Source organism: Shimia haliotis (assembly GCF_900114415.1).
GTDB classification, from domain to species: Bacteria; Pseudomonadota; Alphaproteobacteria; order Rhodobacterales; family Rhodobacteraceae; genus Shimia; species Shimia haliotis.
This window is the reverse complement of the sequence record NZ_FOSZ01000003.1, coordinates 382,621-396,603: the sequence shown is the minus strand read 5'-3', so window position 1 is coordinate 396,603 and position 13,983 is coordinate 382,621. Positions and strand designations below refer to the sequence as shown.

The following is a 13,983-nucleotide window of genomic DNA, read 5'->3' as shown; positions in this document are numbered from 1 at the left end:
ACACACGGAACGGCCCCGACCTCGCGCGGGGCCGTTCTTGCATAAAAACAAAGACATGGGGGATTGCACATGGCCAGCAGCGCCGCTGTGCTTGAAGACGACAGCCTGCTTTCAAGGCTGGACCGTCGTCTGCTCAAGCTTGAAACCGTATTTGCCTTGCTAAGCGGCCTCGCCGTCTTCAGCCTCATGTTCCTCGCCGCCTATTCGGTAGGCGGTCGCAAGTTCTTCGCTTCGCCTCTTTCCGGCTATGTGGACTACATCGAAACCCTGATGCCGCTAATCGCAGTGATGGGCATCGCTTACGTGCAACGCGACGGCAGCCATATCCGGATGGACATGGTCATCGGCCAACTCAAAGGCCGCGCCCTTTGGGGGGCGGAACTCCTGTCCGTGGTTTTGATCTTCCTGCTTATGATTGCGCTGACAATGGGCAGCTGGGCACATTTCGAACGCTCTTTTGACTGCGCCCGCCCGCTTTGCTCGCGCGACAGCTCCATCGACATCGGCATTCCGATCTGGCCATCCAAACTCATTGTGCCGATTGCGTTTGGTGTGATGTGCCTCCGCCTCGCTCTTCAGGTTGTCGGCTATGGCCGCGCCTTTTTCCTGAACCTGCCCGCACCGGTCGCCGTGCCACTTGTGCAATCCATCGAAGAACAGGCCCGCGCTGAGGTCGAAATTCTCGGAGACGATACCAATGGATAACATCACGATTGGTCTCTGGGTTACTGGCGGCATGCTGGTGCTTGTGGTGCTGGGCATGCGCGTGGCCTTTGCCGCTGCGCTGGCTGGCTTCATCGGCATCGTTTGGATTTTCTGGGCCAAATTCGGCTACGCCCCTGACAAATTTCTCTACTGGAATGAACGCCGCGAAATCTGGGACGGCGCCCTTGGCAAATCCATCGCCATCGCAGGCTCGGTGCCACATTCCAAAGTGTCCTCACAGGCGCTTAGCCTCATTCCGACCTTCATCCTGATCGGCTACCTCGCCTATCACGCCAAGCTGACTACGGCGCTGTTTGAGGCCGCCAAACGCTGGATCGCATGGGTACCGGGTGGCCTCGCGGTCTCCACCGTCTTTGCCACCGCAGGCTTTGCGGCCGTGTCAGGCGCTTCTGTGGCCACCGCCGCCGTCTTTGCCCGCATTGCCATCCCCGAGATGCTGAAAGCAGGGTACAACAAACAATTCGCAGCAGGTGTTGTCGCCGCAGGTGGCACGCTCGCAAGCCTCATTCCGCCCAGCGCGATCCTCGTGATCTATGCGATTATCGTTGAACAGGACGTGGGCAAGCTGCTGCTCGCAGGCTTCATTCCCGGCGCATTTTCGGCCTTCATCTATGCCGCGATGATCATCGGCATTGCCGTGATCTTCAAATCTGTCGGCCCGCCGGTCACAGGGTTCACATGGCGCGAACGCTTCGCCTCACTGCCGCCAGCCCTACCGATTGTGGCCGTCGTCGTGATCATCATCTTCTTCGTCTACAACCCCTTTGGAGATGCGTGGGGCACCCCGACAGAGGGCGGCGCTGTCGGCGCGTTCATCGTCTTCCTGATGGCGCTTTATCAAGGCATGCGCTGGAAGGAGCTCAAAGAAGCGCTTCTGGACACTGCCAAGCTGACCGTGATGATCTTCACCATCATCTGGGGGGTTCTGATCTACGTGCGCTTCCTCGGCTTTGCCGATCTTCCCGGCGCGTTTTCGGACTGGATCACATCGCTGACCATGTCACCGTGGCTGATCCTGATCTGTATCCTCTTGGCCTATGCTGTGCTGGGCATGTTCATGGATGCCATCGGCATGCTGCTTTTGACGCTTCCGGTGGTTTACCCCGCCGTCATGGCCCTCAACGGAGGTGAAGCGGTCGCCGCTGCCGACAGTACCTTTGGTATGAGCGGTCCAATGTGCGCGATCTGGTTCGGCATTCTGGTCGTGAAAATGGCCGAGTTCTGTTTGATCACGCCCCCGATAGGTCTCAACTGCTTTGTTGTGGCCGGCGTGCGGGAGGATTTGACCGTTCAGGACGTCTTCAAAGGCGTCACGCCCTTCTTCATCGCGGACGCTGTCACCATCGCCCTGCTTGTGGCCTTCCCTGCCATTGTGCTTTGGCTACCATCCTTGGCGTAGCACACCCCAAGGTCATGAACTTCACAGTTGAGGCACGCAATGCGTGCCTCTATTGCTTTGGGCATGACGACCAAATTCACGCCCCTGCGCCCGCTGTTTCTCCTATTGGCCCTCTCGCTTTTTTCGTTTGCACCGGAGGCCGCAACCGCACTTTGCAAAGGCACAGACCTGCGCAAGAGCCTCAGCGCGCAAGATCGCGCTAGATTTGCCCAGCAGGCCGCCAAGGTGCCGTTTCACGAAGGCATCATCTGGGAGGCACGCAAGGTCGATCAAATTATTCGCATCGTCGGCACCCACCACGCCGGAGACCGCCGTCACCGCAAGGTGGTCGCCGACGCCTCCCGTTTTCTCAGGAACGCCGACCTTTTGATGCTGGAAATGCGCACACAGGAAATCGGACCGCAATGGGACGCAGTGTACCAAAACCCCAAAGTCCTCACCCGCAGCCGCGGCCCATACATGAGCCAGCTGCTGCGCAAAGACTTGTGGGACCAACTCAGTTTTCGGATGCAGCTTTATGGGTTCACACCGGATCAGTTGAACCGAATCCAGCCATGGTTCATCTCGGGCGAAGTGGTTCGCGGGGATTGTGATCCCTTTGGCTGGGACCGCTCCAAAGGTGTCGACGCCCGACTCGAGCGCATCGCACGTTCCGCACGGGTGCCGATGGTGTCTTTGGAAACCCTCGAGGAATCCTTGCGAACCATCAGCCGCCAACCCATTCGTGATCAGGTCCGGTCCATTGAACTGGATATGCAAAGTGAAGCGGAAATCGCCAATATGTCCACCACGCTGCGCAGCGCCTATCACGACGGCAAACTGGTCGAGGGCATGCTGGTGAACGAAGCGTTCATGTATCGCGACCTGAACGTCAGCCGATCCGAAGTCGCCCGCCTGCAGCGCAGCCACGACAAATACATTCTGGATGAGCGCAACAAAAACTGGATGCCGCGTATCCTTGCTCGCAAGGAAAAACGCATCGTTGTCGCGGTCGGGGCTGCGCATTTGCCGGGTCAATATGGCGTTCTCAACCTGCTGCGGGCAAAGGGCTACACCCTCACACAGGTCGCGCGCTAAAACGTTACGCGCCGCCCTCTTCGCTCTCACCAGCGGCGGGGGCGGCTCTTTCCTCCTTGCTTCTTTTTGTTCCCCAAATACCTGCGCCTCAGGCTCCTACCGCTTCAACCGGCGCGCCATTTGCGCTAAGAGCGCCCAAACAGCCGCACTCGGGGACACCTATGATCGACCTCAAAAACGTCAGCCTTTCTTTCGGCGACCACCCCGTTTTGCACAACATTTCCCTTTCCCTGTCTGAGCGCCGCATCGCAGTGATCGGCGCCAACGGCTCCGGCAAATCCTCCTTCGCCCGCCTGCTCAACGGCCTTGCATTGCCGACCTCGGGCACTGTTTCCGTGGACGGCTTTGACACAAAAAAACAGGGCAAGGACGTCCGCGGGCGCGTCGGGTTTGTCTTTCAGAACCCCGACAACCAAATCGTCTTTCCAGTGGTCGAGGAAGACCTCGCCTTTGGCATGAAAAACCTCGGTCTGGACAAGGCCACCATCGCCACGCGCACCACCGAAATTCTTGAGCGCTACGACATGCAACACCTGCGCGAGCACCCCGCACATTTGCTCTCCGGCGGGCAAAAACAGCTGCTGGCGATCTCCGGCGTGCTGGTCATGGCCCCCGCCTATGTGGTGCTGGACGAGCCGACAACCCTGCTTGATCTACGCAACAAACGCCGCATCGCGCGCGTGTTGAATGCGCTTGATCAAACCATCATCCATGTCACCCACGACCTTGATCAGATCGCCGACTACGACCGCGTGATCGTCATCGACGAGGGCCGCGTGGCCTGTGACGCCACCCCCGCCAAGGCGATCCCCTTCTATCAGGAGCTCATGGCCTGATGCTGGATCTTTACACCCCAGGCACCTCAATGCTCCACCGGATGAGCCCGGGGCCAAAGATGGCCGCGCTCGCCATCGCTGCCACCGCGCTCTTCCTGCAAGAAAGCCTGCTTGTCACGGCGCTCGCCGTCGTCGCAATTCTCGCGCTTTACCGTGTCGCCAATATCCCGATGAAAACCGCGCTGGCCCAGATCAGACCGCTCATGTGGATCTTCGTGATCTTCTTTGCGGTGCAGTGGTATTTCTCCGGCCTCACCCTCGCAGCCTACGTTGTCCTGCGCCTTGCCGCGCTGATCCTTCTGGCCAGCCTTGTGACCCTCACCACCCGTGCCAGCGACATGATCGACAGCATGACCCGCGCCCTGCGCTTGTTCAAACCTATTGGTGTAAACCCCGACAAGGTCAGCCTTGCCATCTCGCTTGCCCTTCGCTTTATCCCTGTACTTGGCCGCATCGCCACCGAAGTCCGCGAAGCGCAAAAGACCCGCGGTCTGGAACGCTCGATCATTGCTGTTGCCATGCCACTTGCGATCCGAGCGATCAAAATGGCGGACGATGTTTCGGATGCCATCGAATCTCGAGGATATCGTTCCTAAAGGTAGACCTCTTGCGCCATCAAAACTTGCCCATGCTTTAACCGGATTTTAACCGACTCCGGAAATGGCTCACACGAACAAAGACCACGGGATCGGGACACCAAATGACCATTAAAGACATCGTCTATATCGCCCTTTTCGTCGCGCTGACCGCAGCGCTCGGCCTCATGCCGCCCATCGCTTTTGCCGGCGGCGCGCTGCCGCCCATCACCGCACAGTCGCTCGGCGTTATGCTCGCAGGATCAGTGCTAGGGGCCAAAAGAGGCGGCTATGCACTTTTGCTTTTTGTTGCGCTTGTCGCCATGGGCTTTCCTCTTTTGTCCGGCGGTCGTGGTGGCTTTGGCGTTCTGCTGGGAACCTCCGGTGGTTTCATTCTCGCATGGCCGATCTGTGCCGCAGTGATCGGCCATCTCGTCCACAAGAACGCAAACGCCAACATCTGGGTCACTGGCGGCATGATCGCCTTCGGCGGAATCCTTGTAATGTACACGCTCGGTATTCCGTGGATGGCCGTTGTTGGCAAACTCGGCCTCGACAAATCGCTCGCGATCATGGTGGCCTATATCCCAGGCGATCTGGTAAAGGTGGTTCTGGCGACGGTGATCGCCCGCGGCCTTCGCCGCGCCTACCCCAATATCTGAGGACGCGCTTGCCGCTACGCCACGCCATAGAACACCACGCCCGCCAGTGCCCCGATGCGCTGGCGGTCTGCATTTCCGGCACGTCGCTCAGCTACGGCGCGCTGTTTGAGCGCCTCAAGCGCCTGCACAACGCTCTGACCGCCCTGCCGCACCGACGCCACGCCGACCTCTCGCTGCCCTCTGACGCGCGCCTGTTTGCGGTCGCCATCGGCAACCAACCCGCCGCGGCCACGCTCCTGCCCGCAGCGCTTGCCACACCGCACGCGGTCATGTTGCTTGACCCGCAATGGCCCGCCGCCCTACATCAACGCATGCTGGCAAAGCTGCCACCGGATGTGGTCTTTTGCCTGTCCTCGCAAACCGCCCTGATCGAAGCCGCCGAGCGCCTCTCGATCCCCGCGATCACGGTAGACACCGACGCGTTTGAGACCTTCCTCACAACCCCTATCGACCTGCCGCTGACCAATCCGCGTGACACCTTTATGGTAGGTTTCACCTCCGGCACCACCTCACAACCCAAGGCCTTCGCCCGCGCCCGTCACAGCTGGCGCGCGTCCCTTGACGCCTCCCGCCTTGCCTTTGCGCTCACCGAGCAAAGCAACACCTTCGCCCCCGGCCCCCTCGCGCACGGCATCTCGCTTTATGCTTTGGCTGAAACGCTGGAACTCGGCGCGACCTTCCACGCCATCACCCGCTTCGACCTCGCAGACGCCCACCGCGCCATGGCCACCACCCGCCGCATCGTCGCCGTGCCCTCCCTGCTCGCCGCTCTCTGTCACGGCACCCCGCAGGATCAAATCATCGAAATCACCACAGCTGGCGCCAAACTCGACCCCGCCCTGCTTGCCAAAGCGCGCGACTTCTTCCCCCGCGCCCGCATCCACGAATACTACGGCGCCTCGGAGCTGGGCTTCGTCAGCCTCAACACCCACGGCCGCAGTTCCTCCTCCGCCCCCGCCAATTCCGTAGGACGCCCGTTCCCGCATGTCGAACTCTCGATCCGCGAAAACGGCGCAGAAGTGGCTCAAGGCCAAGCCGGCACAATCTTCGTGCGCGGCGATTTAGCAATCGAAGGCTACCTCTGGGGCGGCCGCAACTCCGGCTTCCGCCGCGAAGGCCCTTGGGCCACAGTCGGCGACCTCGGCAAACTCAACTACGACGGCTCGCTAACTCTCTTGGGCCGCGAAGGCGGCATGGTCATCACCGCAGGCCACAACGTCTACCCGCAGGAAATCGAAACTGCGCTTGGCGAAATCCCCGGCATCACCAGCGCACTGGTCTTGGGCCGCACCCACCATTCGCGTGGTCAGGAACTTGTGGCCATCCTGCTAGGCGACACCCCGCTCGAAGAAATCCGCAGCCAACTCGCCATCCGCCTGCCGCGCTACAAACTGCCCCGCCGCTTCTTCCGCCTCACCGACTGGCCCCTGACCAGTTCTGGCAAGCCGGATCGCGGCACGCTCTTGAACTGGCTCGATGAAAAGGACGCGCGTCTTGTCCCGCTTCACCCCGCCACCTGAGCGCCAACCGGTTATCATCGCCGCCAAACGCAGCGCCATCGGCCGCGCTGGCGGCATGTTCGCCAGCCTCGAGGTCGAAGATTTGGCCACCCCTGTGATGCTGGACGCCATCGCCGAGGCAGGCATCAACCCGACCGACATCGACGAAGTCATCCTCGGCAACGCCGCAGGCCCGGGCGGCAACATCGCCCGCCTCGCTGCCCTGCACGCAGGCCTGCCCACCGACGTCCCCGCCGTGACAGTCGACCGCCAATGCGGTTCGGGGCTTGAGGCCGTCTGGCAAGCTTGCTTGCGCATTGCCTCGGGCAGCGCCACCACCGTCCTCACAGGCGGCGTCGAAAGCCAAAGCCGCGCGCCGCTGCGCACGCTGCCCGCCTCGGGAGACTTGCCCGAACACAGCTACAAACGCGCCCGTTTCTCCCCCGCCACAATTGGCGATCCCGAGATGGGCGAAGCCGCCGACACCGTTGCCACCCGCTTCAACATCACGCGCGAGCGACAAGACGCTTTCGCCCTGCGCTCCCAACAGCGCGCGGCCACCGCCACAGCCCAAAGCGTATTCTTGCCCGAGATCACCAAAGTCGCAGGCCAAACCCGCGACGAATGCATCCGCGCCACGATGACTGCCAAGCGCCTTGCCCGCCTGCGCCCGGCCTTTGTCAAAGACGGCACCGTCACCGTCGGCAACGCCTGCCCCCTGAACGACGGCGCATCTGCGCTGATCGTCACCACAGCCCAAAACGCCCGAGCCTTGGGCCACAGCCGCGCACTGGCCTTTCTTGACGCAGCCGCCGCTGGCGTCGACCCCAACCTGCTTGGCATTGGCCCCGTCGCAAGCACCCGCAAGCTGCTCACACGCAACCCGTCGCTCAATCTCGCCGACCTCACCCATCTGGAATTCAACGAAGCCTTTGCAAGCCAAACCCTCGCCTGTCTCGACCAACTCGGCGTCGACGAAACCCTGCCCAATCCCCAAGGCGGCGCCATCGCTCTCGGCCACCCTTTCGGAGCTTCCGGCGCCTTTCTTGTCACCCGTCTCTACAGCCAGCTGATCCGCCACGCCGCGCCAGAAAACGCGCTTGCCATGGCGATGATCGGCATTGGCGGAGGCCAGGGCCTCACCGCCGCCTTCGCGCCGATACCTCTTTAACCCTTTTCCTTTTGCCCAAAATACCTCGGGGGAGTCGCGCCTGCGCGACGGGGCAGCGCCCCCAATCGCAAAACGGGGCCGCCCAAGCGACCCCGTCCCAATCCGTCTACAGAGTGAAAATCACTCGTCGTCCAGTGTCCGCACCGCACCTAGCGAGGCGTTGGATACGTGCTGCGCATAGACTTTCAGCGCCTTGGAAACGGCGCGCGGCCGCCCTTCCGCTTTCCAGACCTTCTTGTCCGCCTGCGGATGGTTCGCACGGCGCTCGGCCAGAACCTCTTCCGAGACATCCAGATGGATAGTCCGGTTTGGCACCGAGATCTTGATCTTGTCGCCATCTTCCACGAGGCCGATCACACCTTTCTCCGCCGCTTCCGGCGAGGCATGACCAATCGATAGACCCGCCGTGCCACCCGAGAAGCGACCATCGGTCAGCAACGCGCAGGTGGTGTCGAGTTTCTTGGATTTCAGATAGGCAGTCGGATACAGCATCTCCTGCATGCCGGGGCCACCTTTCGGGCCTTCATAGCGGATCACGACCACAGAATAAGGCTTCACCTCATTCTGCAAAATCCCGTGCATCGCATCTTCCATGCTCTCAAACACCTTCGCGGTGCCTTCGAACTCGTACATCTCTTTGATCACGCCTGCGGTCTTCAGGATGCAGCCCTGCTCGGCAATGTTGCCAAACAGCACGCACAACCCGCCTTCCTCAGAGTAGGCATTCTCGAAGTCACGCACACAGCCGTCTTCGATGTCGAGATCAAGCTCCGTGTACATCCGCGACTGGCTAAAGGCTTCAACCGTGCGCACACCGCCCGGAGCGGCAATGAACAGATCACGCGCCTCGTTGCCCGCGCTCTCACGGCGCACATCCCACTTGTCGATGAATTCACCCACGGTCTTTTCATGGACCGTCGCACAATCTCGGTGGATTTTGCCTTCGCGATCCAGCTCGCCCAAAATCCGCGCAATACCGCCTGCGCGGTGCACATCTTCCATGTGATACTTCGGCGTAGACGGCGCGACCTTACACAGGTGCGGAATCTGACGGCTCATGCGGTCCATGTCGGCCATGGTGAAATCCACCTCACCCTCATGGGCAATCGCCAGAAGGTGCAGCACCGTGTTTGTCGAGCCACCCATCGCGATGTCCAGCGCCATGGCGTTCTCAAAGGCCTTGAAGCTCGCAATCCCGCGCGGCAGCGCGGTCTCGTCACCGTCTTTGTACCACCGCTCACACAGTTCGATGATCTTGTGACCTGCTTCCTCAAACAGCCCACGGCGCTTGGAGTGCGTCGCCAACAGCGAGCCGTTGCCCGGCAACGCAAGGCCCAGCGCCTCGGCAAGACAGTTCATCGAGTTCGCCGTAAACATGCCCGAGCATGACCCGCAGGTCGGACAAGCGGAGCGTTCCAGTTTGTCGACCTCTTCCATGCTGCGATCTTCATCCGTAGCGCCCACAATCGCGGTCACAAGGTCGGCCTTGTGCTCACCGTCCTTCAGGATCACCTTGCCCGCTTCCATCGGACCACCGGAGACAAACACAGCTGGAATGTTCAGACGCATTGCGGCCATCAGCATACCGGGCGTGATCTTGTCACAGTTGGAAATACACACCAGCGCGTCGGCGCAATGCGCATTCGCCATATACTCCACAGAGTCGGCAATCACTTCGCGCGATGGCAGCGAATAGAGCATTCCGTCGTGGCCCATTGCGATGCCGTCATCCACCGCGATGGTGTTCATCTCTTTGGCAACGCCGCCCGCTTTTTCAATCTCGCGCGCCACCAACTGGCCCATGTCCTTCAGGTGAACGTGACCCGGTACAAACTCCGTGAAAGAGTTGACCACCGCCACAATCGGTTTGCCAAAGTCCTCGGTTTTCATACCTGTCGCACGCCACAGCGCACGTGCAGCGGCCATACGGCGGCCAAAGGTCGAAGTCTTGGAACGAAGATCGGGCATCTTTTGCTCTCCTGCGGATGGCGACGGCACCCTGACGGTGCCCCAATAATATCTGGTCTGAACGGGTGCCATTCATATCGGGGATTTGCAAGTGGGCGCGGAAATTTTGTTGCTCAAAACCACGCAAATTCCTTGCAGATCGAACACAAAGGCAACGTCGCACGAAATTCGCGCTTCACTGACCACTGTGTCTTGCCGCACGCCCGTCGGTTTGCCTATTGTCCGCCAAGCGATAAAGGACCGGACCCATCACCCCGCACCCTGCAATACCTCGTTCGATTTTCCAGACATGGAAAACAAAAGACGTCGCTCAAATGGATCGACCAATGCGGCGCTGGATCGCGTCGTGGGTCCAACAGAATCCTGACTGGCATGTGTCCTTTAACGATGACACGGATTGTTTGGCCTTTATCCAAGAGGTCTACCCTGCGCATCTTGAGACTTATCTGATGCTCACGCCCGTGGAACGCTCCGATTTCTGGCGCGTCCTTGTCGTTTTGCATCACGGCGGGCTCTATTCAGATGCGGACACCATCTGTCGCAAACCACTGTCGGATTGGATCGCCCCAAATGACGAAGCCGTCATCGGCATTGACGGAGACTACTTGCGAAAATTTCCGGATTGGCATCCTTCAGGGCATCTGAAGTCCGGCGGGGCTTACAATCTCAGCTATCGCTGGCGGGACAACATAGTTGCTTTCTCCAATTGGACGTTCGCCTTCAAGCCAGGTCATGCCATTCTCGCCGAAACCGCACGTCGCATCGAAATCAACGCGCACGATCCTTTTTTCACTCAAGACCACCCCGACTGGACCATCAAAAAGACCGGTCCAGGGGTTTTGACGGATGTGATCTATGACTGGCTGTCAGACCGCGGCCATACCGCGCCGGACGTGGTGCGCCATTTGCAGAGCGCACGCAGCATGGTCATTGACGGTGTGCGATTTGTCGATCGTCCCGCGCTGCATCATCGCGAAGTCCTGCACTTCGGCATGGGAAGCTGGAAAGCCCCGACGATCCAGCACACATGGCGCAAGCTCTCAAAATACTGGTACTAGATAGTCAAAGCGTGCAGCTGTGCAGCTTCACCGTCAGACCGCCATGCGCCACCGGCGCGAATTCTGCTTTCAGCGGCAGGCCTGTCGATTTTGCCAAACCTGAGTCCGACGTCACCAGTCCCACCTGCCAGCCGGCAAAGCGCTCTTTGAGAGTGCGCCCAAGAGTGGCGTGCAAGGCAAAAAGCGGCTTTTTGTCCCCGATCCTCGAACCATACGGCGGATTCACAATCACAATGCCCGGAGCGCCTTCGGGCGGAACAAGATCGCCCACCGATGTCTGGGCAAATTGGCAGAGCTCCGCCACACCGGACCGCACCGCATTGTCGCCGGACATGCGCACAGCGCCGGCATCCTTGTCCGACCCGTAAAACCGCGCATCTGTCGGCTGCGCCGTTGTGCTGCGCATCTCGGCCCATGCCTCCGCATCAAAGGTGGCCAGATGCTGAAACGCAAATCCACGCTCCCGCCCCGGCAGCAGTCCCGCCGCCATCTCAGCAGCTTCGATCACGAAGGTGCCGGAACCGCACATCGGATCAACCACGGTCTGACTGCCATCAAAGCCCATCTGGCGCAGGAACATCGCGGCCATGGTCTCGCGCAAAGGCGCCTTGGCGACCGCAGCCTTAAAGCCGCGTTTGTGCAGACTCTCGCCAGACGTATCGAGAGAGAACGTCACCATATTGTTGTCGATGCGGGTCTTGAGTGTGACCGGCGCGTCATCGCTGGTCGGAATGTCGATCGCCGCCCGCAGCCCTTTTTCGATCCGCTCTTTGGCAGCGCCAGCATGATAAATCTTGGATTGCTGCGTCACCACTTCGACTTTCACCGCAACATCGCGATCCAGAAAGCTCAACCACGGAAGATCGGACGTCAGCCCCTCAAGCTGATTGAGGTGCATCGTCTGGAAAGATCCGACTCGTGCCAGCACTCTGATCGCGCCACGCAAGGTCAGGTTGGCGCGCATCACGTCATTCCAGTTGCCGCGGAACCGCACACCACCGGGCATCATCTTAGGCTTCTTGAAGCCGGCCTCACGCATTTCCGCGGCAAGAGGTTTTTCAAGCCCGGGGGCGGTGACGACGAAAATCTCGAATTTGGGGGGTGCTTGGGTCATGCGCGGGGTTTAACGGGAAATGCCGGCCGCGGCGAGCGGAAAAGGCATATTGCCGCGCAAACGCCGACTCGTCGAATTTTCCACCCTCTCCAGAGCGCCCGCACCTTATGGACAACCCCCGTCCCGCGCGTTATCCCGTCCCGGCTATGGCAAAGAAAAAGAAAGATACGGATCCCAACTACAAGGTGATCGCCGAGAACCGGCGGGCACGGTACGATTATGCCATCGAGGATGACCTCGAGGTCGGCATTATCCTGACCGGCTCGGAGGTCAAATCCCTGCGCGAAAAATCCGGCAACATCGCCGAAAGCTACGCCGCGGTGGAAGAGGGAGAGCTGTGGTTGGTGAACTCCTATATCGCGCCCTATGAACGCGCCATGTTCCCGCACATGGAACGGCGCAAGCGCAAACTTCTGGTCAGCCGCAAGCAGCTGTCGGACTTGTGGAATGCGACACAGCGCAAAGGCATGACGCTCGTGCCGATGGTGATGTACTTCAACCACAAGGGCCTTGTGAAAATGAAGATCGGCATCGCCAAGGGTAAGAAGAACCACGACAAACGGGCCACCGAGGCCAAACGTGACTGGGGTCGCCAGAAACAGCGCCTGCTACGCCACGGCGATTGACGCCCCTTCCAAGGCCGACAACCACGTCGCATCTATCGCCGCCAGCTTGTCGGGCTCAAACGCGTCCAGCTGCTCCCAATAGCGCCCGTCAGGCGCCGAGTACCCAAGAGCGACTTCCCGCTCCCGCGCCAAAGCAACGCCCGGCGGATTCGTCAGCGCGGGCTGCTCTGCCGCCCTTAGCGCTGCCACTGATAGACGTGGAAACACCAGGCGACTAGGCTCTGTCGACAGGTTTACACAGGCGCACCCCATCTCCGCCGCCAACAGCGCCAGACGCGCAGATTTTGCCTCAAGCGATTGCAGCGTCACATCATCCCGCAACGGATCTGCCTCGCCGGTGCCATAAAAATGCGTGTTGCCAGCACCTGCATACATCATGTCGCATCCCATGAACCCGATCACCCTTGGCCGCAGCGCACCCAGAGCCCAGTACCCCGCGGTAAAGGCCATTGTTCCTCCGGCGTAGACAACACCGCCAAAGGCGTTCTGCTGAGGGATATACTGTCGGTAATCGACGATCTGTTGGCCCTGCTTCAAATCCACGGGGCGCCGGGCCTCCGGAAAATCCTCGGGGTGGATCAAATAAGACCAATCCGGACGCACCGCCCATGCGTTATTGATCGCCACCACATGATCAAACTGCGCCCGCGGCCAAGCCGCAGCCTCAACCGCATTGGGCGCGCTGCCAAGGATCAGAACGGTGTCACAATTGGTGGACATGGGTGCCTCCGAAAAAGGGGCTTAATCTTGAAATCACTCAATGAAATTACGACGCCTTGAGACAAATAGATCAGAATTCCTTCGCTTTGAAAACACGCCAGCGCGCCATTTTACGGGAGTTCACCACAAACTTTCCCCTAAAGTCACATGTTTGGCACCTGTTATTGAACAACAGGCGACGGGCCCGCCAACGCAACAATCAACCATGGCCCGACACGAAGGGATAAACGATGGAACTAGTGATTTCTTTGATCTCCGGCGCGCTTGGCGGCACGGCAGCGGGCAAGCTCATCAACAAAATTGATCAGGGCACGCTGATCAATGCGGTTTGCGGCATCGTCGGCGGTGGTCTGGGCGGCCAGATTCTGTCCATGGTCGGTGCAGGTGGCCTTGCCGCCGGTGGCACCGACATCTCCGGCATCATCGGTCAAATTGCCAGCGGCGGCGTCGGGGGTGGTGTTGTGTTGGCCATTGTCAGCTTGGTGCGCAACGCGCTTACGAAATAAGACCTTTGGCGCGCACTCACTGGGTGCGCGCTCTTGCCTCTTACCC

The 13,983-nt window shown here is 60.1% G+C and carries 14 protein-coding genes; 11 read left to right on the top strand and 3 right to left on the bottom strand.

The genetic code is table 11. From position 1 onward, the window contains the following. Positions 1-69: 69 nt before the first annotated feature. From BM069_RS10140 to BM069_RS10105, 8 genes are all read left to right on the top strand, one after another. Positions 70-705 carry a TRAP transporter small permease subunit gene (locus tag BM069_RS10140; RefSeq protein WP_093323402.1) on the top strand — a complete coding sequence of 212 codons (636 nt, stop codon included), beginning with the start codon at positions 70-72 and terminating at the stop codon, positions 703-705. Then, a complete protein-coding gene (locus tag BM069_RS10135) occupies positions 698-2,125 on the top strand; it encodes a TRAP transporter large permease (protein WP_093323401.1) in 1,428 nt (475 codons plus the stop codon). Before BM069_RS10140 ends, BM069_RS10135 begins: the two co-directional genes overlap by 8 nt. 39 nt (positions 2,126-2,164) lie before the next feature. Further along, positions 2,165-3,202, top strand: coding sequence for a TraB/GumN family protein (locus tag BM069_RS10130; protein WP_093323399.1), 1,038 nt, complete (start codon positions 2,165-2,167; stop codon positions 3,200-3,202). A 161-nt stretch (positions 3,203-3,363) separates the two neighbouring features. Beyond that, positions 3,364-4,038 (top strand): energy-coupling factor ABC transporter ATP-binding protein, encoded by a 675-nt coding sequence (locus BM069_RS10125; protein ID WP_093323398.1) that lies wholly within the window; start codon positions 3,364-3,366, stop codon positions 4,036-4,038. Continuing rightward, positions 4,038-4,634: an energy-coupling factor transporter transmembrane component T family protein gene (locus BM069_RS10120; RefSeq protein ID WP_212611531.1), complete on the top strand. Its 597-nt coding sequence runs from the start codon at positions 4,038-4,040 to the stop codon at positions 4,632-4,634. Before BM069_RS10125 ends, BM069_RS10120 begins: the two co-directional genes overlap by 1 nt. A 104-nt stretch (positions 4,635-4,738) precedes the next feature. Then, the gene (locus BM069_RS10115; protein ID WP_093323395.1) at positions 4,739-5,275 is read left to right on the top strand and encodes a biotin transporter BioY; all 537 of its coding nucleotides are present in this window, start codon (positions 4,739-4,741) and stop codon (positions 5,273-5,275) included. Positions 5,276-5,283: 8 nt separating this feature from the next. Continuing rightward, positions 5,284-6,795, top strand: a complete 1,512-nt coding sequence (locus BM069_RS10110; RefSeq protein ID WP_170846725.1) for an AMP-binding protein — start codon at positions 5,284-5,286, stop codon at positions 6,793-6,795. Further along, positions 6,770-7,945 (top strand): thiolase family protein, encoded by a 1,176-nt coding sequence (locus BM069_RS10105; RefSeq protein WP_212611530.1) that lies wholly within the window; start codon positions 6,770-6,772, stop codon positions 7,943-7,945. Before BM069_RS10110 ends, BM069_RS10105 begins: the two co-directional genes overlap by 26 nt. A gap of 120 nt (positions 7,946-8,065) precedes the next feature. On the opposite strand, the gene ilvD is transcribed toward BM069_RS10105, so the two are convergent. Beyond that, entirely contained in the window at positions 8,066-9,913 is a 1,848-nt protein-coding gene (gene ilvD, locus BM069_RS10100) for a dihydroxy-acid dehydratase (protein WP_093323391.1), read from the bottom strand. A 326-nt stretch (positions 9,914-10,239) separates the two neighbouring features. On the opposite strand from ilvD, the gene BM069_RS10095 reads away from it, so the two are divergent. Further along, positions 10,240-10,971 carry a glycosyltransferase family 32 protein gene (locus BM069_RS10095; RefSeq protein ID WP_170846724.1) on the top strand — a complete coding sequence of 244 codons (732 nt, stop codon included), beginning with the start codon at positions 10,240-10,242 and terminating at the stop codon, positions 10,969-10,971. A 4-nt stretch (positions 10,972-10,975) separates the two neighbouring features. On the opposite strand, the gene BM069_RS10090 is transcribed toward BM069_RS10095, so the two are convergent. Continuing rightward, on the bottom strand, positions 10,976-12,085 hold the full coding sequence (locus BM069_RS10090; RefSeq protein WP_093323388.1) for a THUMP domain-containing class I SAM-dependent RNA methyltransferase: 1,110 nt from the start codon (positions 12,083-12,085) through the stop codon (positions 10,976-10,978). A gap of 146 nt (positions 12,086-12,231) precedes the next feature. Between BM069_RS10090 and smpB the strand changes: the two genes are divergently transcribed. After that, entirely contained in the window at positions 12,232-12,711 is a 480-nt protein-coding gene (gene smpB, locus BM069_RS10085) for an SsrA-binding protein SmpB (protein WP_093323386.1), read from the top strand. Here smpB and BM069_RS10080 read toward each other — a convergent pair. Beyond that, positions 12,694-13,431: a hypothetical protein gene (locus BM069_RS10080; RefSeq protein WP_093323384.1), complete on the bottom strand. Its 738-nt coding sequence runs from the start codon at positions 13,429-13,431 to the stop codon at positions 12,694-12,696. The two genes, smpB and BM069_RS10080, sit on opposite strands and share 18 nt — an antisense overlap. A gap of 230 nt (positions 13,432-13,661) precedes the next feature. Between BM069_RS10080 and BM069_RS10075 the strand changes: the two genes are divergently transcribed. Further along, on the top strand, positions 13,662-13,937 hold the full coding sequence (locus BM069_RS10075) for a hypothetical protein (RefSeq protein WP_093323383.1): 276 nt from the start codon (positions 13,662-13,664) through the stop codon (positions 13,935-13,937). Positions 13,938-13,983 lie beyond the last annotated feature (46 nt).

Bases quoted from the DNA above. Each gene is read 5' to 3' on its own strand.
- BM069_RS10140 (WP_093323402.1), top strand. From the start codon at position 70: ATGGCCAGCAGCGCCGCTGTGCTTGAAGACGACAGCCTGCTTTCAAGG.
- BM069_RS10135 (WP_093323401.1), top strand. From the start codon at position 698: ATGGATAACATCACGATTGGTCTCTGGGTTACTGGCGGCATGCTGGTG.
- BM069_RS10130 (WP_093323399.1), top strand. From the start codon at position 2,165: ATGCGTGCCTCTATTGCTTTGGGCATGACGACCAAATTCACGCCCCTG.
- BM069_RS10125 (WP_093323398.1), top strand. From the start codon at position 3,364: ATGATCGACCTCAAAAACGTCAGCCTTTCTTTCGGCGACCACCCCGTT.
- BM069_RS10120 (WP_212611531.1), top strand. From the start codon at position 4,038: ATGCTGGATCTTTACACCCCAGGCACCTCAATGCTCCACCGGATGAGC.
- BM069_RS10115 (WP_093323395.1), top strand. From the start codon at position 4,739: ATGACCATTAAAGACATCGTCTATATCGCCCTTTTCGTCGCGCTGACC.
- ilvD (WP_093323391.1), bottom strand. From the start codon at position 9,913: ATGCCCGATCTTCGTTCCAAGACTTCGACCTTTGGCCGCCGTATGGCC.
- BM069_RS10095 (WP_170846724.1), top strand. From the start codon at position 10,240: ATGCGGCGCTGGATCGCGTCGTGGGTCCAACAGAATCCTGACTGGCAT.
- BM069_RS10090 (WP_093323388.1), bottom strand. From the start codon at position 12,085: ATGACCCAAGCACCCCCCAAATTCGAGATTTTCGTCGTCACCGCCCCC.
- smpB (WP_093323386.1), top strand. From the start codon at position 12,232: ATGGCAAAGAAAAAGAAAGATACGGATCCCAACTACAAGGTGATCGCC.
- BM069_RS10080 (WP_093323384.1), bottom strand. From the start codon at position 13,431: ATGTCCACCAATTGTGACACCGTTCTGATCCTTGGCAGCGCGCCCAAT.
- BM069_RS10075 (WP_093323383.1), top strand. From the start codon at position 13,662: ATGGAACTAGTGATTTCTTTGATCTCCGGCGCGCTTGGCGGCACGGCA.